The organism is Streptomyces cyaneofuscatus, assembly GCF_033109485.1.
Lineage (GTDB): Bacteria > Actinomycetota > Actinomycetes > Streptomycetales > Streptomycetaceae > Streptomyces > Streptomyces cyaneofuscatus.
Genome location: NZ_CP137002.1, coordinates 748,353 through 771,937, shown reverse-complemented (window position 1 = coordinate 771,937; position 23,585 = coordinate 748,353). Strand labels below are relative to the sequence as shown.

At 74.2% G+C, this 23,585-nt stretch carries 11 protein-coding genes and 1 tRNA gene; 8 read left to right on the top strand and 4 right to left on the bottom strand.

Going from position 1 to position 23,585, the window contains the following annotated elements:
- Positions 1-63: 63 nt before the first annotated feature.
- Positions 64-3,564 carry a ThuA domain-containing protein gene (locus R2B67_RS03115; protein WP_317816332.1) on the bottom strand — a complete coding sequence of 1,167 codons (3,501 nt, stop codon included), beginning with the start codon at positions 3,562-3,564 and terminating at the stop codon, positions 64-66.
- A gap of 221 nt (positions 3,565-3,785) precedes the next feature.
- Between R2B67_RS03115 and R2B67_RS03110 the strand changes: the two genes are divergently transcribed.
- Positions 3,786-4,205: an MmcQ/YjbR family DNA-binding protein gene (locus tag R2B67_RS03110; RefSeq protein WP_317816331.1), complete on the top strand. Its 420-nt coding sequence runs from the start codon at positions 3,786-3,788 to the stop codon at positions 4,203-4,205.
- A gap of 40 nt (positions 4,206-4,245) precedes the next feature.
- Here the strand turns inward: R2B67_RS03110 and R2B67_RS03105 are convergent, their stop codons facing one another.
- Positions 4,246-5,175, bottom strand: coding sequence for a transketolase family protein (locus R2B67_RS03105; protein WP_317816330.1), 930 nt, complete (start codon positions 5,173-5,175; stop codon positions 4,246-4,248).
- Between the two features lie 70 nt (positions 5,176-5,245).
- A complete protein-coding gene (locus R2B67_RS03100; RefSeq protein ID WP_317816329.1) occupies positions 5,246-6,010 on the bottom strand; it encodes a thiamine pyrophosphate-binding protein in 765 nt (254 codons plus the stop codon).
- A 126-nt stretch (positions 6,011-6,136) separates the two neighbouring features.
- On the opposite strand from R2B67_RS03100, the gene R2B67_RS03095 reads away from it, so the two are divergent.
- Positions 6,137-6,210, top strand: a tRNA-Pro gene (locus tag R2B67_RS03095).
- Between the two features lie 95 nt (positions 6,211-6,305).
- Here R2B67_RS03095 and R2B67_RS03090 read toward each other — a convergent pair.
- Positions 6,306-8,894: a SpoIIE family protein phosphatase gene (locus tag R2B67_RS03090; protein WP_317816328.1), complete on the bottom strand. Its 2,589-nt coding sequence runs from the start codon at positions 8,892-8,894 to the stop codon at positions 6,306-6,308.
- Positions 8,895-9,215: 321 nt separating this feature from the next.
- Between R2B67_RS03090 and R2B67_RS03085 the strand changes: the two genes are divergently transcribed.
- From R2B67_RS03085 to R2B67_RS03060, 6 genes are read left to right on the top strand one after another with little or no spacing between them, the layout of a single operon-like run.
- A complete protein-coding gene (locus R2B67_RS03085) occupies positions 9,216-10,076 on the top strand; it encodes a DUF4132 domain-containing protein (protein ID WP_317816327.1) in 861 nt (286 codons plus the stop codon).
- Positions 10,073-15,391 carry a hypothetical protein gene (locus R2B67_RS03080; protein ID WP_317816326.1) on the top strand — a complete coding sequence of 1,773 codons (5,319 nt, stop codon included), beginning with the start codon at positions 10,073-10,075 and terminating at the stop codon, positions 15,389-15,391. Before R2B67_RS03085 ends, R2B67_RS03080 begins: the two co-directional genes overlap by 4 nt.
- Complete coding sequence (locus R2B67_RS03075; RefSeq protein ID WP_317816325.1) at positions 15,388-16,611, top strand: ATP-binding protein; 1,224 nt, start codon at positions 15,388-15,390, stop codon at positions 16,609-16,611. The genes R2B67_RS03080 and R2B67_RS03075 overlap by 4 nt, the downstream gene beginning before the upstream one ends.
- 3 nt (positions 16,612-16,614) lie before the next feature.
- Positions 16,615-20,634, top strand: a complete 4,020-nt coding sequence (locus tag R2B67_RS03070) for a DUF5682 family protein (RefSeq protein WP_317816324.1) — start codon at positions 16,615-16,617, stop codon at positions 20,632-20,634.
- Positions 20,631-22,571, top strand: a complete 1,941-nt coding sequence (locus R2B67_RS03065) for a hypothetical protein (RefSeq protein WP_317816323.1) — start codon at positions 20,631-20,633, stop codon at positions 22,569-22,571. Before R2B67_RS03070 ends, R2B67_RS03065 begins: the two co-directional genes overlap by 4 nt.
- Complete coding sequence (locus tag R2B67_RS03060) at positions 22,568-23,545, top strand: hypothetical protein (RefSeq protein ID WP_317816322.1); 978 nt, start codon at positions 22,568-22,570, stop codon at positions 23,543-23,545. Before R2B67_RS03065 ends, R2B67_RS03060 begins: the two co-directional genes overlap by 4 nt.
- Positions 23,546-23,585: the final 40 nt, after the last annotated feature.

The window sequence follows — 23,585 nt, the reverse complement described above, 5'->3', positions numbered from 1 at the left end:
CGGCCGTACCGACTGCCTTACCGAGAAAGGCTCTTCGTGTGCTGTTCACGCGTTCCCCGCCTCTCACTTGACGTCGATGCGCACGGCACCGGTGGTCGTGTCGCCCTTGTTGTCGGTGACTGTCAGATGCGCGGTGTAGGCGCCCTTGCGGTCGTACCGGTGCGTCGCCGTCGCACCCTCGGGCCCGGTCGGCTTCACGTTGTCGCCGAAGTCCCAGTGGTACGAGGCGATCGTCCGGCCCTCCGCCGGCTCGACCGTGCTGCTCAGCGCGACGGTCAACGGCGCTGTCCCGGAGGCCGGTTCGGCCTGTACCGTCACCTCCGTACCGCCCGCCTTCTCCACGCCCGGCCCGTTGAAGTGCAGCCAGTCGACCGAGAGCAGGTCGGCCTTGCCGTCGCTCCACTCCGGGTTGGTGAAGACCGCGTACAGCTTCGTCGTACCGCCCGGGTCCTTGAGGTCCGGCGTCGGCGAGATGAGCTTCTCCCAGCCGCCGGTGCTCGGAACGGTCACCGAACCGAGCAGCTCGCCGGTCGGGGACCCGGCCCGGAACTCCACCGTGCCGCCGAGCCCGCCCGACGAGGCGCCGACCGTCACCGAGTCGACACCCTTCAGGTTCACCGGATCGAAGGTGACCCAGTCGCCGTCCTCGATCTCGATGAGCCGCTTCCCGCCGGACGCGTCCGCCCGACTCCCCACCTCCGCACCGCCGTTACGGCCACCGGTCGAGATGAAGTGCTCGGCCTCGCGGTGAGAGGTGCGCAGGGTCAGTGAGGTGGAGCCGGTCAGTGCGGGGGCGTCCGGTGCGCCCTTGTCCTCGTACTGGGCGGTGATCCCGTAGTAGAGGTTCTGTCCCGGGCCGTGGCTGTCTCCCGCGTCCGTCACGATCTCACCTGTGCAGCCGGTGTAGTTGTCCAGCGGATGCAGATGGGTGTCATGGCCGAGCTGCGACTGCACCACGACCCGCGAGCAGTCGATCGGACCGCTCTGCCCGTCCTCCTCGTCGGTCACCTCGACCGTGAAGGGGATGGTGTCACCGAAGCTGAACATCCCGCCGTCCGGCGGCTGTTGGATGGTCACCTCGGGCCGGGTGTTGCCCACGGTGATGTCCTGCACCGCCAGCGCCGTCAGCTCGTCGGGCCCGGTGACGGTCAGCCGGGCCGTGTGGAGCCCCTTGGCGGTGTACGTGTGCGAGGGGGCGGCCTCGGTCGAGTCCGTGGTGCCGTCCCCGTCGAAGTCCCAGGCATAGGTGACCGGTTGGTCGCCGGGCAGCCCTGATCCCTCGCTGGAGAACTTCACCGTGAGCGGGGCCGGTCCGCTGTCCCGGTCGACGGAGAGCTTGGCGTCGGGCAGCCGGCCGTCACCGACGTGGTCGATCCGGTAGATGCCCGCGCCCTCGTTGCTGCCGCCCCGGCCGGTACCGCTGCCGAGCCCGAAGTCGATGACGTACAGCGCCCCGTCCGGACCGAAGTCCGCGTCGAAGGGCTGGTTCCACTCCATGTCCTCGAAGATGCCGTTGATGGAGTGCAGGTCACCCTCCTTCACCGGGTCGAAGCGCGGGTCGGTGAAGGTCTGGTCCTCGCTCTGGAAGGAGAAGGTCTTGAACCACCGCCGGGTCAACTCGTAGTTGAACGCCTTGCCTTCGAAGTACGCGGGGAACTTCGTCCGATAGGTGTTGTCCGGGTCGTAGTCGTAGACCGGACCGCCCATCGGGCCACCGCCCCCGGTGCCCAGCTCCGGGAACTCGGCCGACGCGGAGTACGCGTACCAGACCGTGGCGGGCTGGGCGGGCGGCAGCTCACGCAACCCGGTGTTGTTCGGCGAGTCGTTGACCGGTGCCGCACAGTCGAACTCCGGACCGGACTTCTTCGCCGCGAAGTCGTAGTCGTTGAAAGGGGTGTTGTTCCCGATGCAGTACGGCCACCCGAAGTTCCCCGCCTCGGTGATACGGGTGTACTCGACGGTCCCCTCGGGCCCCCGGTCCGCCACCGCCTGCCGCGCGTCGGGACCGTAGTCCGCGACCATCAGCGCCCCGCTGAGCGGATCGGTGGTGATCCGGAACGGGTTGCGCATGCCCATCGCGTAGATCTCCGCGCGCGTCTTCGCGGTGCCGGGCGCGAAGAGGTTCCCCTCCGGGACGGTGTACGTCCCGTCGTCCTGCGGTGTGATCCGCAGGATCTTGCCGCGCAGGTCGTTGGTGTTGCCCGCGGTCATCTGCGCGTCCCAGGCGCGCCGGCCCTCGCCCTCGTCGATGGGTGTGAAGCCGTCCGAGGCGAACGGGTCGGTGTTGTCGCCGGTCGCCGCGTACAGGTTGCCGTCCTTGTCGAAGGCGAGCGAACCGGCCATGTGGGAGTTGGCCCGGCCCTCACCGCGCAGCGTCGGAACGGTCAGCAGCCGTTTCTCGGAAGCCGGATCGACGGTGTTTCCGTCCACGGTGAAGCGCGAGAGGTTCAGCCGCTTCTCGACCTTGTCGGAGTACAGCAGATAGAGCCAGTTGTTCTCCGCGAACCCGGGGTCCAGGGTCAGCCCCAGCAGCCCGTCGGACTGACTGGTCATCTCCGGCGTGTAGGCGAAGTCCAGCGCGGTCGACACCTTCATCGTCTCCTGGTCGATCACCTTGAGCTTCCCGGTCCGCTGGGCGAAGAAGACCCGGCGGTCGGGGGCGATCGCCAGCTCGAACGGGTCGGCCAGGTCGCTCGTCGCGAGCGCCGTACGCTGGAACGAGCCGGTACGGGTCGCGGTGCATTCGCCCTCCGCGGCGCCCGCCGCCCACTGGATGCCGCCGAGGAGATGCCGGACGAAGGCCTCCTCCTGGAAGGCCGCCTTGTCGTGCCCGCCCGCGGTGAACCAGGAGCGGCCGCCGTCGTAGTTCTGGCACCAGGAGAACGGATGGTCCACGCCTTCGTCGAGACCGGTGACCCCGTCGCGCACCTTGATCTGGGCGAGGGTGTGCACCTTGGAGGTCGGATTGGAGCGCCAGTTGTACCACTCCTCCGTCCGCTCCCAGAGGTCCGGCAGATGCTCCGTGGAGGGGTGGGCGCGGTCCAGGACCTTGACCCGGCCCGTCTGCACCTCGGGGTGCTGGTCGAAGATCGCGCCGACCAGACCCTCGTACCAGTCCCAGTCCCGCTCACTGGCGGACGCGGCGTGCACGCCCACCCAGCCACCGCCCGCGCGGATGAACCGCTGGAGCGCGGCCCGTTCGTCGGAGGTCAGCAAGTCGCCTTTCTCCGGGGTGGAGTTGGTGTTGTTGAAGACGACGGCCTGGAAGCGGCCGAGATCGGCGTCGTTGAAGACGGCGGAGTCCTCGGTGGCCTCCACCTCGAAGCCGTGCTCGGCCCCAAGCTTCTTCACCGCCTCGATCCCGGCCGGAATGGAGTCATGGGTGAAGTTGGTGACCTCGGAGTAGACGAGCACCCGGTACGGGGCCGCCGCCTGCGCCGCGGGCGGCGCGGCCACCAGCAGGGCGAGGACCAGTGCCAGGAGGGAGGTGACGGCGATGAGGGGGGATGGGGCCCGGGGGGGACGGCCGAGGCGGCCGGCCCGGCGTGACGAACGGCGTTTCATGGGGCGCTCCCTGTGCGGTAGATGCCGGCTGTGGGGTGTAGAAAGCGCTTTCTGAAGTACGCCGTTCAGGGTAGGTTCACCGCTCCGACGGGGTCAATGGGTCTGCGGGGCCCGCCGGTCCGGGTGCGACGCGGGTTCCGGCCGGGGGTGGATGTCGGTCCCGGGGATTACGGTCGAATCCCGGCAACGGCCGCCGGGGTCCACCCGATCGGAGAACCGGGATGACCGCAATAAGTCCGAGAAGCCCACGCAGTGGCCCGAGCAGGGCCACTGCCGCCACCATCACCGCCGCGGACGTCCGTTCGGCCGCGCTGTCCCTGCCCGACACCACGGAGAAGCTCGCGTGGGGGCAGCCCACCTTCCGGGTGGCGGGCAAGATCTTCGCCTCGCTGGGCGACGACGACACGGCTATGGGGGTGAAGTGCCCCAAGGAGGACCGTGCGGAGCTGATCGCCACCGAGCCGGAGAAGTTCTTCCTCAAGGAGGGGCACGACGACAACTACGCCTGGCTGCGGGTCCGGCTGGCCGCACTGGAGGACGCCGGGGAGCTCGCCGCCATCCTCGCCGACGCCTGGCGACAGGTCGCCCCGCGCCGGCTGCTGGCGGCGCACCCGGAGCTGGAGGGACCGGGGGAGGGGTGAGGGGAGGGTCGGATTTCGCCGCCCCTCCGATGGCTGCCCCTCAGGCCGGCAGGAACCCGGTGATCCGCTTCCGCAGCCCCTGCGCGTCCAGCCCGTGCGCCGCCAGGTGCTCCTCCATCTGCCCGTACCTGCGCAGCTCGGCGCGCCCCACCCCCAGGCCGAGGACCCGGTGGGGCAGCTCCACGAGCGCCTCGTTCGCCGCGGCCGTGGAGGTGCCCGCCAGGTAGGGCTCCACGATCACCACATCGGCGCCCGGACCGGCACCCGCGGCGCGGCGCAGGCCTGCCCCGTCGAACGGCCGCACGGTGGTCGCGTACAGCACGTTCACGTCCAGCCCCTCGGTCGCCGCGAGGACGTTGTCGAGCATCGGGCCGACCGCGACGACGGTCCCGCCCCGCCCCTCGCGCACCACGGAGAATCCGGTGGCGCCCGTGGAGCCGGTGGAGCTGGCGGAGCGGCCCACGGGCCGCGCCTGCCGGTTCACCTGGAGCGAGAGGCGTACGTACACGCGGTCGTCGCCGTCCACCGCTTCCCGCAGCAGCGCCTCGGCCTCGTCGGGGTGGCCCGGCACATGGACCGTCCAGCCCTCCAGGGTGTCCAGGAGCGCGACATCGCCCGGCGCCATATGGGTGAAGCCCCCGGCGGGCCAGTCGTACGAGCCCCCGGCGCTGACCAGGATCCCGCCCACCCCCTGGTGTCCGAAGTCCAGCTTGACCTGCTCGAACGGCCGTTCCACCAGGAAGCTGGCGAAGGTGTGCACGATGGGCCGCATTCCGGTCAGCGCCATCCCTGCCCCGGCTCCGATCAGCAGCTGCTCCCTGATTCCGACGTTGATCACCCGGTCGGGATGGGCCCGCCGGGCGGGTGCGAAGCCGTCGGCGCTGATGTCGGCGAGCACGACGGCCAGCCGGGGCTCCTCGGCCAGGAGCTGCGAGGTGATGGCGATGAAGCGGTCACGCATGGTGTCCATGAAGGGGTCCTCCTGAGAATCCGCCGGTCACGGACCGGACCGGCCTGAACTGCGTTGACGGGTGGCGGGGTCAGCCCTTGGGCTCGACCCGGGCGACCACGGCCCGGGGCCGGCCGGGGTGGGGTGCGGTGAAGGCCGCGTACAGGGCTTCGTGGTCGCGGCCGTCCACCGTCGCCGCCGACCATCCCGCCGCCTCGAAACGGGAGGCGATGCCGCCGGGCCAGCCGTGGGTGGCGGAGGCGTTGTCGATCACCAGCGTGTGCAGCTGGTCGAGTCCGGCCGGGCCTGCGTGGGCGATGGCCTCGTGATTGCTGCCCTCGTCCAGCTCGGCGTCGCCGACCAGCACCCAGACCCGGGGATCGGTGAGCCCCTGGGCCCGCAGCCCGAGGACGGTCCCGACGGCCAGCGGCAGGCCGTGCCCCAACGACCCGCTGCCGATCTCCGCACCCGGGACGAGCAGCCGGTCCGGGTGGTGGCCGAGGGGCGAGTCGTACGTTCCGAAGCCGCGCAGCAGCTCCTCGTCGAAGAACCCGTGCGCTGCCAGGACGGCGTAGTACGCCATGGGGCCGTGCCCCTTGGAGAGGAGGAAGCGGTCGCGCCCGGGATCGTCGACGGTGGCGGGCGTCACGCGGAGCACCTTGTTGTAGAGCACCCACAGGGCGTCCGTCGTGGAATGGGCGGCGGGGGCGTGCTTCTCGGCGCCGGTCATGAGGGCGATCAGGCGGTTGACGTCGGGGAAGTCGGCGGAATCGGGAGAATCAGGAGAATCAGGAGAACCGGGGGAATCGGAAAGGTCGCGGAGTCCGCGTACGGGTGCGACAGTCGTGTTCGTCATGACGCCGAGCGTTCACCCTCAACCAAGGTTGAGGTCAAGCGGGAAACGCGTTCGTGACCACCTGCTCGAGTGCGGTATTGTTCTCATGCGCGTTCAGCCAGGGGAAACCCCAGGTCAGACGGGCACCGGGACGTGGCGCAGCTTGGTAGCGCACTTGACTGGGGGTCAAGGGGTCGCAGGTTCAAATCCTGTCGTCCCGACTGTGCGGAAACGCAGGTCGGAGGCCGTTCTCTCATCCGTGAGAGAGCGGCCTTTCGTGCGTCCCGGCGATGCCGGCCCGTAGAGGCCACGCACCCTAGGAGACGATCCGGCCGTCGGCGGGCAGGATCTGTTCGGCCCAGATGACCTTGCCCTCCGGTGTGTACCGCGTGCCCCAGTGCTCGCTGATCTGTGCCACCAGGAACAGTCCGCGGCCTCCCTCGTCCATGCCGGCCGCGTACCGCAGGTGCGGGGCGGTACTGCTGCTGTCCCCCACCTCGCAGGTCAAGGTGCGATCACGCAGAAGTCGCAGGTGGACCGGGGCCGCGCCGTACCGTATGGCGTTGGTGATGAGCTCGCTGAGAATGAGTTCCGTGCTGAAGACGAGCTCCTCCAGACCCCACTCCTCGAGCTGCGCAGCCGCGCGGCTGCGCATGGCGCCGACCTCGCTCGGGTCGAACGGAACGTCCCACTGGGCGACCCGGTCGGCCCCCAGGGTGCGTGTCCGGGCGATGAGCAGCGCGATGTCGTCGGACGGCTGATCGGGGAGCAGGGCGTCGAGTACGGCGCGGCGGCCGGCGTCCGGGTCCCGGCCGGGGTGGCTCAGTGCCGTGCGCAGCTTTTCCAGACCCTCCGCGATGTCCCGGCTCCGCTCCTCGACCAGCCCGTCGGTGTACAGGACGAGCTGGCTGCCCTCTGCCAGCCGCAGTTCCACGGTCTCGAACGGCATGCCTCCCAGCCCGAGCGGGGGACCGGCCGGCAGCTCCGTGATCGTCGTCGTGCCGTCCGGGGCGACCACGAGCGGTGGCATGTGCCCGGCCCGTGCCATGGTGCAGTTCCGGGAGACCGGGTCGTAGACGGCATAAAGGCAGGTCGCGCCCAGGACACCGCCGTCGGGGGCGGCGCCGTCGCCCTCCTGGTCCATACGCTGGACGAGGTCGTCGAGACGAGCGAGCAGTTCGTCGGGCGGCAGGTCCAGCGAGGAGAAGTTGTGCACAGCCGTGCGCAGCCGCCCCATGGTGGCGGCGGCGTGCAGGCCGTGTCCGACGACGTCGCCGACGACGAGCCCGACGCGGCTTCCCGGCAGCGGGATCACGTCGAACCAGTCCCCGCCCACTCCGGACTGCGCGGGCTGGTAGAAGTGCGCGACATCCACGGCACTCTGCTCGGGCAGGTCCCGTGGCAGCAGGCTGCGCTGGAGCGTCACGGCGAGATGGTGTTCGCGCGTGTAGCGGCGGGCGTTGTCCATGGCGACCGCGGCGCGGCCGACGAGCTCCTCCGCCAAGGACACGTCGTCCTCGTCGAACGGTTCCGGCTTCTGCCACCGCCAGAAGTTGGCCACCCCCAGCACGACGCCCCTGGCCTTCAGCGGAGCGGCGATGAGCGAGTGGATCCCGTAGCCGACGATCTCCGCCGTCCGGCCCGGGTCCTGGGCGTGCCAGCCCGGCGCGTCCCGCAGATCCGGTACGAGTTCGACGGCGCCCGTGCCGTAACCGCGGGCCTGTGGCGTGGACGGCAGGAAGTCGATCAGCGCGCCGAGCGGGTACAGCGGGTGATCCGAGCGGATGCCGTTGACCGCCGTGCGCCGCATGTCGGCGCCCGGACCGGGCTCGTCGCCGTTCAGCACCGGGTCGGCCAGGTCGACCGTCACGAAGTCCGCGAACCGGGGGACGGCGACGTCGGCCAGCTCCTCCGCGGTCCGCACCACGTCGAGCGTGGTGCCGATGTCGCCCCCGGCGTCGTAGAGCAGCTTGAGCCGCTTCCGGGCCGTTTCCGCCCGGCTGCTCAGGAGCTGCATCTCGGTGGAGTCGCGGATGGTGACCGCCGAGCCCTGCGGGCGGCCCCCGGGGTGGGTGGGCCGCTGATTGACGACGAGCAGCCGGTCCCCGGCCTCCAGCACCTCGTCGGTCGCGATCCGGCCGGACAGCAGCAGGTCCGCCATCCGGCGGTCCATGCCGACCTCGTCGACGGGGCGTCCCTCGGCGTCGTCCGGCAGGTCGAGCAGTCGTCCGGCCTCGTCGTTCGCCAGGAGCAGCCGTCCTTCGCCGTCGGTGATCAGCACCCCTTCGCGGACGGCGTGGAGCACCGCGTCGTGGTGCTCGTACATGCGGGTCATCTCCTGCGTGCCGAGCCCATGGGTCTGGCGGCGGAGTCTTCGGCTGATCAGCGCCGAGCCGACGGTGGCCAGCACCAGGCCGCCGGCGATGGACAGGAGGAAGACCGGAAGCTGTTGGTTGGCGATGTCGGAGACGCTCTTCACCGTCAGACCCGCCGAGACGAGGGCGATGACCTCGCCTTCGGTCGAGGTGACCGGCACGATCGCCTGGATCTCCTTGCCGAGCGGTCCCTGCACACTCTCGGTGTGCACCCGGCCGGCGAGCGAGGGCTCGATCGTGCCGACGAACCGCTCGCCGATGCGATCGGGCTGAGGGTGGCTGTAGCGGATGCCTTGGGTGTCCATCACCACGATGAAGTCCACCCCTGCGGCCTTGCGCGTCTCCTCGGCGAGAGGCTGCAGGATCAAGGACGGGTCCGGCGCCTTCAGCGCTTCCCGTAGGCCCAGGGAGTTCGCGAAGGTCTGCGCCACGGAGACGGACCGGTTGCGCGCCTCCCGGTCGATGTCGTGCCGTGACTGCAACACCAGGGCCAGCAAGGCCCCGGCGGCGAGCAGCACCACGATCGCCACCTGGAGGACGAATACCTGCCCGGCGACGCTTCCGGATCTTCTGCCTAGGCTCGACCGCACCGGTATGCGGGACACGAGAGACGGCACGCGCTCACAACCCCAGTTGTAGCACCTCCGCACGCACAGGGCTTCCGGCGCTCACCTTACGTATCGGGGTGGCCTCGCAGGGTCCTCGCTCCCGAGGGGGTGGACGGGCCCTGGCCGCATTGTCAGTGGGGGCGCCTAGAGTCTCTCCCACTCGTCACGGTGCGTTGCCGTCGGCGGGTCTCATCAGCGTGCCGCTGCTCGGCGGCGGCGTACGGAATTCGGGGAGAACAGCGCATGGGGTGGGTACCGGCGGGCGACTACGAAGTCGCCCTGGAGGCAGGCAAGGTGGTCTGCCGCAACGGGAAGGGCCGGCGGCTCAAGTCCGTACCGGCCAAGCTGAAGGAGGATCCGGCGGTCGTCGGGCTCCGGCAGCTGACCGAGTGGCTGGAGCGGCACGAAGGCCGGTGCCTGACCGACGTCGAGCAGTGGATGGTGCGCTCCCTGCCCGTCCCCACCGCCGTCCTCGCCCAGGTCTGGCCCGACCCGGCGTGGCAGGCGGCCCTGCGGGACGTGGTGGTCACCGGCGCGGACGGCGGCGTCGCCGGGTTCCTGCGCGATGTCGACCCCGACCGCGGCCTCGGCCTCGTCGACCTGGACGGCGATACGGTCCGCATCACCCCGGACGTCGTGAGCCTGCCGCACCCCGTCCTCCTCGACGACCTGGACGACCTGCGGGAGTTCGCGGTCGAACTGGGGGTGAGCCAGCGGGTGGAGCAGCTGTTCCGCGAGGTGTGGCGCCGCCCGCCGGGCCTCGCCCCGGACACCGTCTCCGTGGACACCTACGCCGGCGGCGTCTTCAAGGAACTGCGCTTCCTGCACGGCCGCGTCACCCAGCTCGGCTACCGGTCGCGCGGCGGATACGCGGTCTGCCCGGTCGTCGAGGACGGCGCCACCGTCGAGGCCCGTATCTGGATCGGCGAGCACGACGGCTACGACCAGTACGGCACCGAGACGGGTCCCCTGGGCTGGACCGACCCCTCGGGGCGCGCGCTGACGGCCGCCGAGGTCGGCCCCGTCGCGTGGTCCGAGGGCATGCGCATGGCGGCGGCGCTCTACGCCGGTCGCGACGTGGAGGACGAGGAGCGGGCGGCATGAGCACCACGACGACGAACACCGAAGCGAACGTCGAAGCGAACACCGAAGCGAGCAGTGACGTGAACACCGACACCGAGACCGGTACCGGCACGGCGGCGCTCCCCGCCCAGGCGCGCGGCCGGGCCACCGGAAACCCCGCCGCCGAGGCCCGCGCCGCGGCCCTGCTGGACGCGGGCGCCATCCTCCCCGCCGGCACCACCGACCGGGACGACGCCGACGCGCTCACCGCCCGCACCTACACGCACACCGCCCTCGGCGACCGCCCCGTGGTGCGCCTCGTGCCCGGCACCCTCGGCGAAGCCGAGGACCTGGCCCTGGAGTTCCTCGGGCTGGCCCGGACCGCCGATGCCCCCGTCGTGGGCCAGGTCCGCCGCGAGACGCTGGGCTTCCCCGCCTGGGCGCTGGTCAACGACCCGGCCAACGGGCACCACGCCCTGGCCCTGGTCAAGGACATCGAGCGGCTGGGCCGGCAGGCCAGGACCCGCGCCGGTGCCGCGAAGGAGGGCTTCGACGACCTCGGCACCCGGCTCGGCCGGGCCGTCCCGCACTTCCTCCCCACCTACTACGAGCAGGTCGCCCGCCTCTTCCTCCAGGCGGAGAACACCACCTACGCGGCCTCCTTCTTCGGCAAGGCCCGCGAGGCAGAGCGGGTCCACGGCCTCGTCGTGGACGAGGACCGGCAGCGGGCCGTCTTCCTGGAGTTCGCCTTCGCCGGCGCCCTGACCGTCAAGGCGCTGCGGCAGTATGTGCGGGACCTGGTGGCCCGGCTCGCCCCGGCGGACGCCTGGGCGCAGTTCCGCCGCCTGCTGGTCGAGCGCTGCGCCGCGGGCATGCCGCCCTACGCGGCGCTGCCCCAGGACGTGCGGGCCCTGGTCAAGGCCGCCGGGCTGGACCGCGAGAGCGCCGAACGCGACCTGGTGGCCGACCTGATCGGTTCTCCGGGCGTGGTCCGCGCCCCCGCCTCGTTCTGGACGGCCTACCGCGATGCCGTCGTCGCCCTCGCCCACCGGGACCCGGTCGTGCGCGCCCGCCTCCTCGGGTTTTTCCCGGAGACCTTCACCGAGAACGGCGGCCGGGACCGGGACGGCGAGCGGGGCTGGCTCACGCTGCTGGCGGAGTCCGGCGCCGAGGAGCTGCTCACCACCCTCCCCGACAACCCCGGTACTCCCGGTTCCTCCGGCGCTGTTGGTGTGTTCGGTGCCTCCGGTGAGGACGCCCCGTCCGTCTCCCCGGCGGACTGGCTCGCCCGCTGGGAGGCGCACCGTCGACGCTCCTCGGCCACCGTGGGCCGCAGCCCCGAGACCCTCGCCGTGGTCGCCCGCGCGGCGGACCGGCTGCGCGCCGACGGACGACCGGTCGAGCTGTTCCAGGGCCGCTGGCAGCGCACCGCCGACCTGGACGTCCTCGATCTCTGCCTGGCCTCCGGCATCCCCGTCGCCGAGCCGGACGACGGGGACCGGGGCACCCGGCAGTCCCCGGGCTTCGCCCTCAGCCGCTGGCTGACCGACACCGCGCCCGGCGCGCGGGACCTCGCCGCCCTCGCCGCACACCCCGTCTTCCGCGCCCTGCTGAACCGCACCGTCGGCGAGCTCGGCAGCGGACGCGGCCAGCGGCTGAGCGACGCCGGCATGGCGAAGCTCGCCGCACACCCGGTCCTCTCGGGCGTCCTGCGCGAGTGGCTGACCGCCCGCGCCGAGGAGTACACGGCCGCCCGGGGACTCCCCGGAATGCAGACCGCCCTCAACAAGCTCTCGGGATTCCGCGCCGTGGCCGCCGAGGTCGCCCCCGAGGCGGTGCGGCTCCTCGAGGCCCACGACGTGGTCCCCCTGCTCGCCGCCACCCTGCGTACCGGCGTCCTCGACGAGCTGGGCTGGCCCGCGCTGGACGAGACGTACGCCGAACTCGCCGCGGAAGCGGCCGCGGCCGCCAACCGCAACCGCCACCACCGCTCGGAGCGCGTCGGCGTCACCGGCGCCTGGCCCGCGCTGATCCTGAACACCCTCGACCGCGCCGTCGTCGTCGGCCCCGAGGGCGTCCTGCTGCGCCACAGCCTGCGGCTGCCCGCCACCGTCGACCACTGGCGGACCACCGCCTTCCGTTACGTCGACGGCGAGTTGCTGGTCATCTGGTGGGAGGACGGCAAGCAGCGCGGCTACTGGTCGCACCGCCCCGCCGAGGTGTTCACCGTCGGCGGCGAGCAGATCCCGCGCTGGGGCGGCTCCGGCGCCTCCGACGAGGTCTGCGTGCCGCTGCCCGGCGGCGGCCGCGCCACCGGCGGCAAGGCCCTGCACGCGGGCGACACCTCCCTCCCGCCGCAGCGCGCCGTCATCTCCGACGGCACGGGCCTCTGGCGCGACGGACACCAGGGCCGGCAGCGCGTATGGCTGGAGTACGACCCCGCCACCGGCACGCACGGCCGCGCCTCCCTGCCCGCCTTCCTCCGCTCGGGCGTCCAGGACGGCACCCGGCTGCTCACCGAGCACTGCCAGGTGCTGCCCCTCCAACCCGGCCTGGAGACCACCCCGTTCGGCACGGACGGTACGGTTCTCGGCCGCTGGGTCCGCCGTACGGTCATCGAACCCGGCACCGCCGCCCCCGCCGACGGCCACCGGATCGTGGCCGGCACCCCCGACGGCCGCACCGCGACCCTGCCGTACCCTCTGTGCGACGCCGACTGCGCCCCGGTGCCCCTCGGCGCGCTCGCCCTGCCCGGCGGATCGCTGCCGGTCGTGGCCCTGCACCACCGCTCCGTGGAAGCCCACCCGGCGGACACCGACGGCACCGGCGGGACCCTGTGGTCCGTCACCCCCGACTCCTCCGGCGGCAACGACGCGGCGGGCACCCCCTACGTGCCGCCCGTCTCCTACTGGCACGCCCTGCGCCCGAGGGACGAGCGCGGCTCCGCGGCCCTGCGGGCCATGACCGACTCCCGGGCGGAGGAGCTGATCAAGGAGGTCGCCGCCGCGGTCACCCGGCACCTGGAGGCGTTCCGGGCCGTCGAGGAGTACACCGGCCCCTCGTCGCACGAACTGAGCCAGGAGGCCGTCGCCCGGGTTCTGCCCGAGGTGTCCGACGTACGCCTCCTCGCCGGTGTGACCGGCCTCGTCCGCAACGCGGTGGACCGGGCCGTCGCGGCCGTCCGGTTCCTGGATCCGCCCGAGCCCGCCCAGCCGGCCACCCCCAGGAACACCGCGCGTACCCAGGGCATGTTCTTCGACCACACCCCCGAGCACGCCGACGACGCGACCCTGCGGGACGCCACCGCCTTCGGCTCCGACCGCATCTACGGCGGCTGGTGGGGAGGCGGCGGCCGATGGACCACCCTCCACCAGATCCTCGCCGTCAACCATGTCCTCGGCGGTGAACCGGCGTTCGGCCCGCCCGTGCCGTCCAAGGTCCCCTTCCCGCCCGTCGACGGCTGGCAGCGCGACGAGTTCACCGTGCCCGGCGGCTCCATGTCCTGGACCTCCCTCCTCGACAAGCTGCCCGAACTCGCCTACCGGGCCGCCTCGCCGGCCACTTCTCCCGAGCACCGCGCCGGGCTCCTGGTGCTGCTGGAGACCCTCGCCGCAGGCCCGCTGGCCGACCCGGCGGGCACCGTCCGGCAGGTGGAGCTCATCGAGCCGCACAGCAGCACGCCCGGCCGGCTGGGACGCCCCGAGGCCGTGCACCGCATGGGCCAGGTGCTGCGCAAGGGCGCCCGTACGGTGGTGGTCATCGCCGAGCGTGGCCGGAACACCCGGAACGACGCGGCCCACTGGCTGGCCGTGGACCACGACCCGACCGGCGCCTTCGGACCCGTACCCGGCTTCACCCTGGACCGCGAGTACGTCCACCGACCGGGCATCGCCCGCGACCGGCTGACCCGGCTCACCGCGCTGGTGCGGGAACAGGGCCCCGCGCCCTGGCGTCCGGAGGCCGCCGAGGCGTTCCACACGGCCACCGGGATCGGGCCGCTCCAGGCCGTCGCCCTGCTGTCGGCCGCCGTCGCCGAACCGGGAGCCGATGCTCTCACCCTGCTCGGCGCCAAGACCCGGGCCTTCGAGGCGGCCCAGGCCAGGCTGGACGCCCTGCCCGACGACGACCGCCACGCACTGGTCCGCGCGCTGCTGCCCACGGACCCGGCCGAGCTGTGGACCACGGGCCCGGACGTCCAGGCCGCCACCGAGGTCTGGCGGGAGCGTCTGGCCTCCCTCGTCCGCGTCCCCGAGGAGCTGGACCTCGACCTGTCGGGCACCAACGCCGGTGCCGTGGACCTGGTCCTCAACGCGGGCTCCCGGAGCTGGCTCAGCCACGGCGTCGACGTCCCCGACGGGACCGGTCGGCCGAGCCTGCGCCGGGTCGTCGCACGCGGTGCGGTCACCTCCGCCCTGACCGCGCTGCGCACCCTCGCCTACACCCTGCCGTACGGGCATCCCCTGCGGGCCCACCTGCCCACCGGGTTCACGGCCCTGCGCGACCGCCTGACCGACCCGGGCCTGGTGCTGGACCTCGGCCTGAACTGGACGGAGTCGGGCCAGCCGGTCGGCGCCCCGATCCGCGCCGCACTCGGGCTCCCCGAGTCCGGCGGGGCGGACGCCGACGGACTGGTCCGGGCCGGCACGGCGCTGCTCCTCGCGCCCGGCCACAACAACCACGAGACGCTGCTGATCCGCCCGGCCGGTCTGACGGGCCCCGACGATCCTGCCTTCGGTCTCATCGAGGGCACGGTCGCCGCGCACGCCACCGGCGACCTTCTCGCCCTGCACGCCCTGCTCGGCGAGGAGACCGGGGAACTGGTCACGGCGGGGCTGCCCGAGGCGGCTGCGGGCTCTTCGGGCTCTGGCGGCTCCACGGGCTCCGAAAGCTCCCCGCACCACCCGGCGCAGGACCCGACCCGCGCGGTGCCGGAGCTGGTGGCTGAGGCCGCCGAGACCCTCGGCCTCAGCGCGGACGCCGCCGCCCTGTATCTGATGCTGCTCACCCTGCCCGACCCGACGGACCGCAACTGCGTCCGCTGGACGGAGTGGAAGCCGGCCCGCGTCAAGAAGGCCCGGGCGGAACTCGCCGCCACCGACCTCGTCCTGGAGGCGAAGCGCTCCCGCGCCGGCCGCACCCTGTTCCTGCCCTGCGGCTGGCTGGAGCGCAACGCCCCCGCGCTGCCGCTGGAGACCTGGAAGGAAGGCCTGTACCCGGTGGCCGGCGGCATCCGCACCGTGCCCCACCTCCCCGTGCCCGCGCTGTTCGCAGCCGCCTGGGCGCGGGTCCGCGGCGGCGACGCCCCCGCCTTCGAAGAACTGCAGACCCGCGCACCCCGGAAGGGCCGCCGCCGATGACGAACTCCACCACCAGCGCCATGGACAGCACCACCGCGCCCGGCGTCCCGGACCAGCCGGCGGCGCCCGGCCGCGAGCACCGCCAGGTGACCCCGCCCGAGGACCGGTACGCCACCGAACTGGCCTTCCTCGCCGCCCACGACACCGGCCCCCGCCCGCCCGGCTGGCGGCTCACCCCGCGCGCCGTCGTCACCTTCGTGACGGGCAGCGCGGGGGAGGCACTGGGCCTGCCGAAGGGCGCCCGGCCCGGTGCCGGGGTGCCGCCCCGCCTGGTGATCGAGCAGAAGTTCGTCGGTGAACGCGCCCTGGTCGAACGGTGCGTGGTCACCCTCGCCGGCGAGCGCGGCCTCCTCCTCGTGGGCGAGCCCGGCACCGCCAAATCAATGCTCTCCGAGCTGCTGTCGGCGGCCGTCTGCGGCACCAGCGCACTCACCGTGCAGGGCACCGCGGGCACCACCGAGGACCAGCTCAAGTACGGCTGGAATTACGCGCTGCTGCTCGCCCAGGGCCCCACCGAGCAGGCCCTGGTGCCCTCCCCGGTGCTCACCGCCATGACCCGGGGCGCGGTCGCCCGCGTCGAGGAGGTCACCCGCTGTCTGCCCGAGGTCCAGGACGCCCTGGTGTCCCTGCTGTCCGAGCGCCGGATCGCGGTCCCCGAACTCGCGGGCAGCGAGGGCGCCCAGGTGCACGCGGCCCCCGGCTTCGCCCTCATCGCCACCGCCAACCTGCGGGACAGGGGCGTCTCCGAGATGTCGGCCGCGCTGAAGCGGCGCTTCAACTTCGAGACGGTCGGCCCGATCGGGGACGTGGACGCCGAGACCGCGCTCGTCCGCAGCCAGTCGCGCGCCGCGGTGGAACGGGCGGGAGCCGCCTACCAGGTGGATGACGCGGTCCTCGAAGCGCTGGTTACCGCCTTCCGGGACCTGCGGGAGGGCCGCTCGACGGAGGGGTGGGAGGTCGAGCGCCCCTCCACGGTGATGAGCACGGCGGAGGCGGTCTCCGTCGCGGGCTCCCTCGGTCTGGCCGCCGCCTACTTCCCGGGCGACCGGGACGTGCTCTCCCTCCTGCCCGGCCATCTGCTCGGCGTCGTCCGGAAGGACGACCCGGCCGACGCGGCACGGCTGCTGGGGTACTGGGACGGCCCGGTGCGCAGGCGCGCCGAGCAGGGGTCCGCCACCTGGCGTGCCCTGTGGGACCTGCGCGCGGTGCTGGAGAACTGACGGATGAGCCAGTCGACCACCCCCGAGAAGCGGACGGCCACCCCGGAGGGCCGGGAGGCCACCGCCGGGACGACGCGGCCGATCGCCGAGGCGGCGGCCACCACCAAGAAGCGCCCGGTCGCCGCCGGGGCGGCGCGCCCGGTCGCCGAGGCGCCGACCGCGCTGCCGTCGCAGGCACCGGAGGCCGGGCCCGCCACCCCGGAGGCCGCGGTGGCGGCGCTCGCGGCGGACGGGCCCGGGCTGCCCTTCCTGATCGGGGTGCGCCACCACGCGCCCTCCCTCGCGGCCGCCGTCCCGGCCCTGCTGGACGCGGCGGCCCCGGATGTCCTCCTCGTCGAGCTGCCCGCCGAGTTCCAGCCCTGGCTGGGCTGGCTCGCCCACGAGGAGACCCGGGCCCCGGTGGCGCTGGCCGCCGTGCCCGCCGAGGGCCCGGGTGTAGGCGGCGGACAGGGGCCCGCCTTCTACCCGTTCGCCGACTTCTCGCCTGAACTGGCCGCCCTGCGCTGGGCAGCCCGGAACGGGGTCCCGGCCGTGGCCTGCGATCTCCCGCTCGCCGACCGGGCCTGGGCGCGGGGCGGTCCGGACGCGCCCGCACCTGTACCGGGCGTGGATTCCGCACCCGTACCGGGGGAGGGCCACGGGCTGTCCGCCGCACTCAGGTCGCGGCTCACCGGCCGCGAAGGCGACGACCTGTGGGACCGCCTGGTGGAGGCCCCCGCCCCCGGCTCCCCACCCGAGGCGCTCCGCCGCGCCGCCCTGCTCACCGGCTGGGCGCTGCGGTACGAGGCCGAGGCGCGGCGCGGCGTGGACGGCACCGACCTGGTGCGCGAGGCGTGCATGCGCGAGCACATCGCCGAGGCCCTGGCGAACGGGCGGCGGCCCGCCGTGGTGGTGGGCGCCTTCCACACCCCGGCGCTGCTGCCGTACGCCGAGGGGGCGGCGACGGCCCCCGCGCCGGACGTGTCTGCCGCACCGGACGCGGCCGACGTGCCCGGTGCGGCAAACTCACCCCGTGCGGCACCCGCGAGCGAGCCCGGTGCGGGCGCGGAGGCGGCCTGCACCGTCTCCCTGATCCCGTATACCTACCCCCTGCTCGACTCCCGCTCCGGCTACCCGGCCGGCATCCGGGACCCGGAGTGGCAGCACACCGTCCTGGACGCCGCCGGGGACCCGGCCGCCCTGCACGAGGCGCTGGTCCGCACCGCGGTCCGCGTCTGCGTCGCCCTGCGTGAACAGGGCCATCCCTACGGCCCGGCGGACGGCAGGGAGGTCGTCCGGGTCGCCGGGGACCTGGCCCGGCTGCGCGACCTGCCCGCCCCCGGGCGGGGCGAACTCCTGGAGGCCGTGCAGACGGTGCTCGGCCGGGGCGAGACCTACGGCACGGGCCGCGCCGTCGCCCACGCGCTCGAACGCGTCCTCGTCGGCACCCGTACCGGACGCCCCGCGCCCGCCGCCCCGCGCAGCGGCCTCGGCCCCGCCGTGGAGGCCGAGACCGAGGCGCTGTCCCTGCCCGGCCCGGCGGACACGCACGAGAAGACGCCGCGCGACCTCCGGCTCGACCCGGCCCGCTCCGCCCTGGACGGGCGCCGTGAACTGCTGCTGCGCCGGCTGACGGCGTGCGGCATCCCCTACGCGCAGGAGCAGGGGGTGACCGGCGCGGCGGGTTCGGAAGGGCTCACCACGCGCTGGCACGTGCGATGGACCCCGGCCACGGCCGCGATGGTCACCGCGGCCGGAGTCCGGGGCGTCACCCCCGCACAGGCGGCCGAGGGGGTGCTGCGCGGACGGCACGCCACCGAAAGCGCGGAGGGCGGCCCGACGGCCGCGCAGGTGGTACGCGGCCTCACGGAAGCCGCGGAGTGCGGGCTCCCCGTTCTGGCCGATGAGCGCCTGACGGAGCTGGCGGCCGTGCTCCCCGCGAGCGGGACCCTTCCCGAACTTCTCGCCGGGCTCGACCTCCTGGACCGCGTCGCCGCGGGCCACCTGCCCGGCCTGGGATCGCCCCGCGACCCGTCGCGCCCCAAGGCCGCGAACGCCGTCGCCCCTCTCTCGGCCCGCGTCGCGCACGCGGCGGAGCTCCTGACCTCGGCGGCGGTGCGCCAGGTCGACGGCCTCACCGGCTCCGAGGAGCCCGAGGACGCCCGGGCGCTGCTCGAACTGGCTCAGCGCGCCGACCGGCTGGGCGGCATCCGGCTCGCCGACGCCCTCGCCCGGCTGGCCGCCGACGGCACCCCGCTGATCGCGGCGGCGGCCGGAGCCGTCCGGGTGCTCACGGGCCACGAGCAGGCCGAGACCTTCGGGGTGCGCGTCGCCTCCTGGGTGGACGCGGCGGTGGACAGCCCCTCCCGGGCCGCCCTCACCGCCCGCCTCACCGGCGTCCTGACGGCGGCGGGCCCGCTCCTGACCGTCGGCGTCGCGGCCCTGGACCCCTTGCTGCGCCGGGTCGTCGAGCTGGACGACGCCGCGTTCCTGACCCGGCTGCCCGCTCTGCGCGGCGGCTTCGACACCCTGAGCCCGGCCGCCCGGGACCGGCTGCTGGGCACGGTCGAGGAGCGCCTGGGCGAGCGGGTGGACCTCGCCGACGCGGACGACCCGGCGGAGCTGGCGCGCCGCGCGGTCGCCGACCTCGCCGCCCGCGACCTCCTGACCGCTCTCGGCCTGCCGGTCCCGTCCCCGGGGGACACGGACCGGCACCCGCCCTCGGCTCCAGCCGCCACCACCCGGCCTCACGCCGACCCGGCGTACCCCGGCACCACCGGGACCTCCCCGGCGACCGGCCCCGCTACCGCCTCCGCCCCCGGCCCGGAATCCGCCCCCGGCCCTGGTCCGGAATCCGCCCCCGGCCCTGGTCCGGAATCCGCCCCCGGCCCTGGTCCGGAATCCGCCGCCGGCCCCGAACCCACCCCCGTACGCACCCTCGCACCCGCCGACCGGTGGCGGCTCGTCCTCGGCCGGCGTCCCGACCAACTGCCTTCCGGGGCCGCCCGCCTGGCCACCGCCCTGGACGAGCTGTACGGCGCGGGGCGCGGCGAGGGCTCCCGTGGCGGCCTGCCCACCCCCGGCGGGAGTCGCGGCGGCCGCGAGGCACCGTTCCCCGGAGTCCGCGAGTGGTCCGAGGAACTCGCCGCGCTCTTCGGCCCCGGCGTCCGCGAGGAGGTCCTCGCCGCCGCTGCCGCGACCGGCCGGCAGGACGTCCTCACCGAGCTCGACCCGGCCGCCGCCACCCCCTCCGTAGAGCTGCTCCGCACGGTCCTGCGCTACGCGGGCGGTCTCCCCGAGGCGCGCCTCGCGGCCCTCCGGCCACTGGTCCGCCGCCTGGTCGACGAACTGACCCGGCAGCTGGCCACCCGGCTGCGGCCGGCCCTCACCGGCACCATGCTGGCCCGGCCCACCCGCCGCCCGGGCGGACGGCTCGACCTGCCGCGTACGCTGCGCGCCAATCTGGCCGCCGCCCGCCGTACGGAGGACGGCACGGTCCAAGTCGTCCCCGAGAAGCCGGTGTTCCGCAGCCGCGCCCGCCGGTCGGCCGACTGGCGCCTGATCCTGGTCACCGACGTCTCCGGGTCCATGGAGGCGTCGACGATCTGGTCCGCGCTGACCGCCTCCGTCCTGGCCGGGGTGCCGACCCTGAGCACCCACTTCCTGGCCTTCTCCACGGAGGTCGTCGACCTCACCGGCCATGTGCACGACCCCCTCTCCCTCCTTCTGGAGGTGAGCGTGGGCGGCGGCACGCACATTGCCGCCGGGCTGCGGCACGCGCGCAGCCTGATCACGGTGCCCAGCCGCACCCTTGTCGTCGTGATCAGCGACTTCGAGGAGGGCGCTCCGCTCGGCGGACTGCTGTCCGAGGTCCGGGCCCTGGTCGCCACCGGCTGCCATGTCCTGGGGTGCGCCAGCCTCGACGACGCCGGCCGGCCGCGCTACTCGACGGGCGTCGCCGGGCAGCTCGTGGCCGCCGGCATGCCTGTGGCGGCCCTCAGCCCACTCGAACTCGCCCGCTGGATAGGGGAGAAGACCGCATGACCGCCGCCTCGTTGCCACCCGTCGCGCCGGAGGTCACGGCCACACTGGTGGAGGACCTCTCGCCCCGGCTGCGCAAGCGGCTGGACGCGGCGGTCACCAAGCTCGGCAGCCGCCCCACGCACCGCGACGGGGAGACGGTGACGATCGCGGTCGACGACGACACCGAACTGCGCCTCCACGCCCCGGGCGGCGTGGTGGCCACGGTGGACGCCATCACCTGCGGCTGCCTCCTCGCCCCGGCCTGCGTCCACCGCGCGGCTGCCGCCTGCGCCGCCCCCGCGGCGGACCCGGCCCCCGAGCCCGAACCCGCCGCCGAATCCACCCCCGACGTGGCTCCCGACCCCGCCGCACAACCGGCCGCCCCTACGGTCCCCGACCCCACCCCGCCCCCCACCTCCACCCCGTCCCCCGGCGACACCACCCCGCCGACCGCCCCCGCCCCGGCAATCACCGCGCCCACCCCCACCCCCGACGAGGCAACCCCCGCCCAGCGCGAGGCGGCCGCCGCTCTCTGGTCGGCGGGCGCGGCCGTGCTGGAGGCGGGCGTGGCCGGGGCCGGGGCCGTCGCCCAGGCGGCACTGCTGCGCGCCGCGCACACCGCCCGGCTCCGGCACCTGCCGCGCGGCGCGTCCGCCGCACTGTCCGTCGTCACCCTGCTGCGCGCGGCCCGCGCCGGCGACCCCTCGTACCGCACCGCCGACCTCGTCACCGCCCTGGCCGAACTCCTGGGCACCGCGCACCGTGTGGGGACGGCCTCCGGCGCGGAGCTGGCAGCCGTACGGGGCCGTGCCCGCCGCCCGTACAGCCCGGACGGGTCCCTGCGCCTGTACGGCCTGTTCACCGAACCCGTGGTCACCGACTCGGGGCACGGCGGCGCCCGCACCTGGGTCGTCACCGCCGACGGCCGGCTCTGCACGGTCGGCGACGTGGCGCCCGGCGGGGTGGGACGCGCCCTGGGCGTGGCCGACCGCACCGTGCGGCTCGGGGACACCGCGCTCACCCACCGGGAGCTGGGCCGGGCCGGCCTCGCGGTCTCCGGGGCGACGGTCTCGCCGGACGGCAGACTGGGCGCCGGGAAGGGTGTCAAGGCCGTCACCGCCCGGGGCGCGGCCTGGACGGAACCGCCTCTCGCCGCCCTGTGGGAGACCCCGCCCGCCGAACAGGCCGCTCGCGCCCTGCGATCCGTCTCCCGCTACGCGGAACCGGACGGCGGTGGCAGCGACCTCGTCTTCCTGGACGTTGAACTCCTGGGCGCGGTAGGGGAGTCGGGCGGTACGTGCCTGCTCGCGCGGTGCGACGGCGGGGTCCCCGTCCGGCTCGCCGTCGCCGACGACGACCCCGCGCTGGCCCACCGCGACAACCTGATGCTCCTGGCCACGGCACCGGGGAAACGGCTGCGGATCATCGGCCGCCTGGTGCCCGCCCCGCACCCCCGGCTCACCCTCCTGGCCTGCTCGCACCCCACCGGGGAGTCCACGGTCGACCTCGGCTTCGACCGTCTGAGCCGCGCCGACCTCCCCGACCCGGTCGCCCCCGTGCACTCCGCCCCGGACCGGCCCGGCGGCCCCGGCGCGGAGTCACCCCTCCATCTCCTGGAGCGCCGCGTCGAACAGACCGTCCCGGCGGGCCGCGCCGCCCTCGGCATGGTCGGGGACGTCACCGCCGAGGCCCGCCGCCTGCGCCGCGCGGGCCTCCCCACGGCCGCCGGCCTGCTCACCACCCTCCGCGCCTCGGCGGCCCGCCGCGAACGCGACCTCTTCGGCCGCCTCCTCCCCGCCGACACCGACGGCTTCGCCGCCCACTGGCTGGCCGCCGCCCGGTACACGGCCGCCGTCGCCGAGTCCTTGTGCGCGGCGGCCTGGGAGCCGGGACCGGCTGCCCTCACCCACGGCCCCACGGAAGCCACCGCCCCCCGACCGGCCGGAAGCCACCGATGAACACCCCCCGCACGAAAATCCTCGCCGCCGCGGCGGCCGTCGCCCTCCTCGCGGGCGGCGGCGCGCTCGCCCTGTCCCTGCGCGGAGGCGACGAACCCACCCCGCAGACCTCCTTCTGCTGGGGCAGCCTCACCCGCGCGGACGTGTCCGCGCTCACCGTCGAACCGCGCGAGCGGTACACGTCCAGGGAGACCGCAGTGGCAGCCTCCCGGCTCTCCTACTGCGATGTGGACGACGAGTTCACGCTGAGCCTCGAATCCCTGCACTCCGCCGAGAGCGTCTGGGGGACCGCCGACGAGGTCGCCGCCGCGTCCCCGGTCCGCGCCCCGATCCCCGGCGCGCCCGGGTGGGTCAACAGGACGTACGCCGGGGTCCTGCTGCCCACCGACTGCGCCGACGCCCTGGCAAAAGCCGCGCCCTATCTTCAGATTCAGGCGACGAACGACCAGGAGGAGACCTGGAGGGACGGCGCTCTGCAGAAGCGGATGGCCACCGTCCTGACCACCGCCGCCGACCGGCTGACCGGGAAACTGGGCTGCTCCGGACCCGCACCCGCGACCCCGCCGGGGGCCGCCCCGCCCGTACTCGAACGCGAGGAGCTGGACCCCGCCCGGGCGTGCGGCATCGAGGGGTTCGCCCCGCTGAAGCCATCGGCCGTCGCCGGATTCTCCCAGGCTGCGACCGGGGGCGACTTCCGCCTGTGGAGCTGCGCCATCGGCGTCGGCGACGACGACAGCGACAACCTCGTCCACTTCACCGTCACCCAGGAACCCGCCCTGGTCGAACGGCACGGCGCCGACGACAAGGACCGGTCCGCCCTGCTGACCTGCGCGGGCAGGCCGACCCTGGTCCAGGTCGGGCACTTCCACGGGCTGAAGGAGAAGCCCGCCCGCGACGACCTCCGCCCGGATGCCGACCTGCTGGCCGGCCTGGCCGACGCCGTCGCCGGCCAGGCCGGGTGCGAGCGGGAGTGACCGAGGAGACGTGGGCCACATGTGCGCGCGGCCGGTATGC

Bases quoted from the DNA above. Each gene is read 5' to 3' on its own strand.
- R2B67_RS03115 (WP_317816332.1), bottom strand. From the start codon at position 3,564: ATGAAACGCCGTTCGTCACGCCGGGCCGGCCGCCTCGGCCGTCCCCCC.
- R2B67_RS03110 (WP_317816331.1), top strand. From the start codon at position 3,786: ATGACCGCAATAAGTCCGAGAAGCCCACGCAGTGGCCCGAGCAGGGCC.
- R2B67_RS03105 (WP_317816330.1), bottom strand. From the start codon at position 5,175: ATGGACACCATGCGTGACCGCTTCATCGCCATCACCTCGCAGCTCCTG.
- R2B67_RS03100 (WP_317816329.1), bottom strand. From the start codon at position 6,010: ATGACGAACACGACTGTCGCACCCGTACGCGGACTCCGCGACCTTTCC.
- R2B67_RS03085 (WP_317816327.1), top strand. From the start codon at position 9,216: ATGGGGTGGGTACCGGCGGGCGACTACGAAGTCGCCCTGGAGGCAGGC.
- R2B67_RS03080 (WP_317816326.1), top strand. From the start codon at position 10,073: ATGAGCACCACGACGACGAACACCGAAGCGAACGTCGAAGCGAACACC.
- R2B67_RS03075 (WP_317816325.1), top strand. From the start codon at position 15,388: ATGACGAACTCCACCACCAGCGCCATGGACAGCACCACCGCGCCCGGC.
- R2B67_RS03070 (WP_317816324.1), top strand. From the start codon at position 16,615: ATGAGCCAGTCGACCACCCCCGAGAAGCGGACGGCCACCCCGGAGGGC.
- R2B67_RS03065 (WP_317816323.1), top strand. From the start codon at position 20,631: ATGACCGCCGCCTCGTTGCCACCCGTCGCGCCGGAGGTCACGGCCACA.
- R2B67_RS03060 (WP_317816322.1), top strand. From the start codon at position 22,568: ATGAACACCCCCCGCACGAAAATCCTCGCCGCCGCGGCGGCCGTCGCC.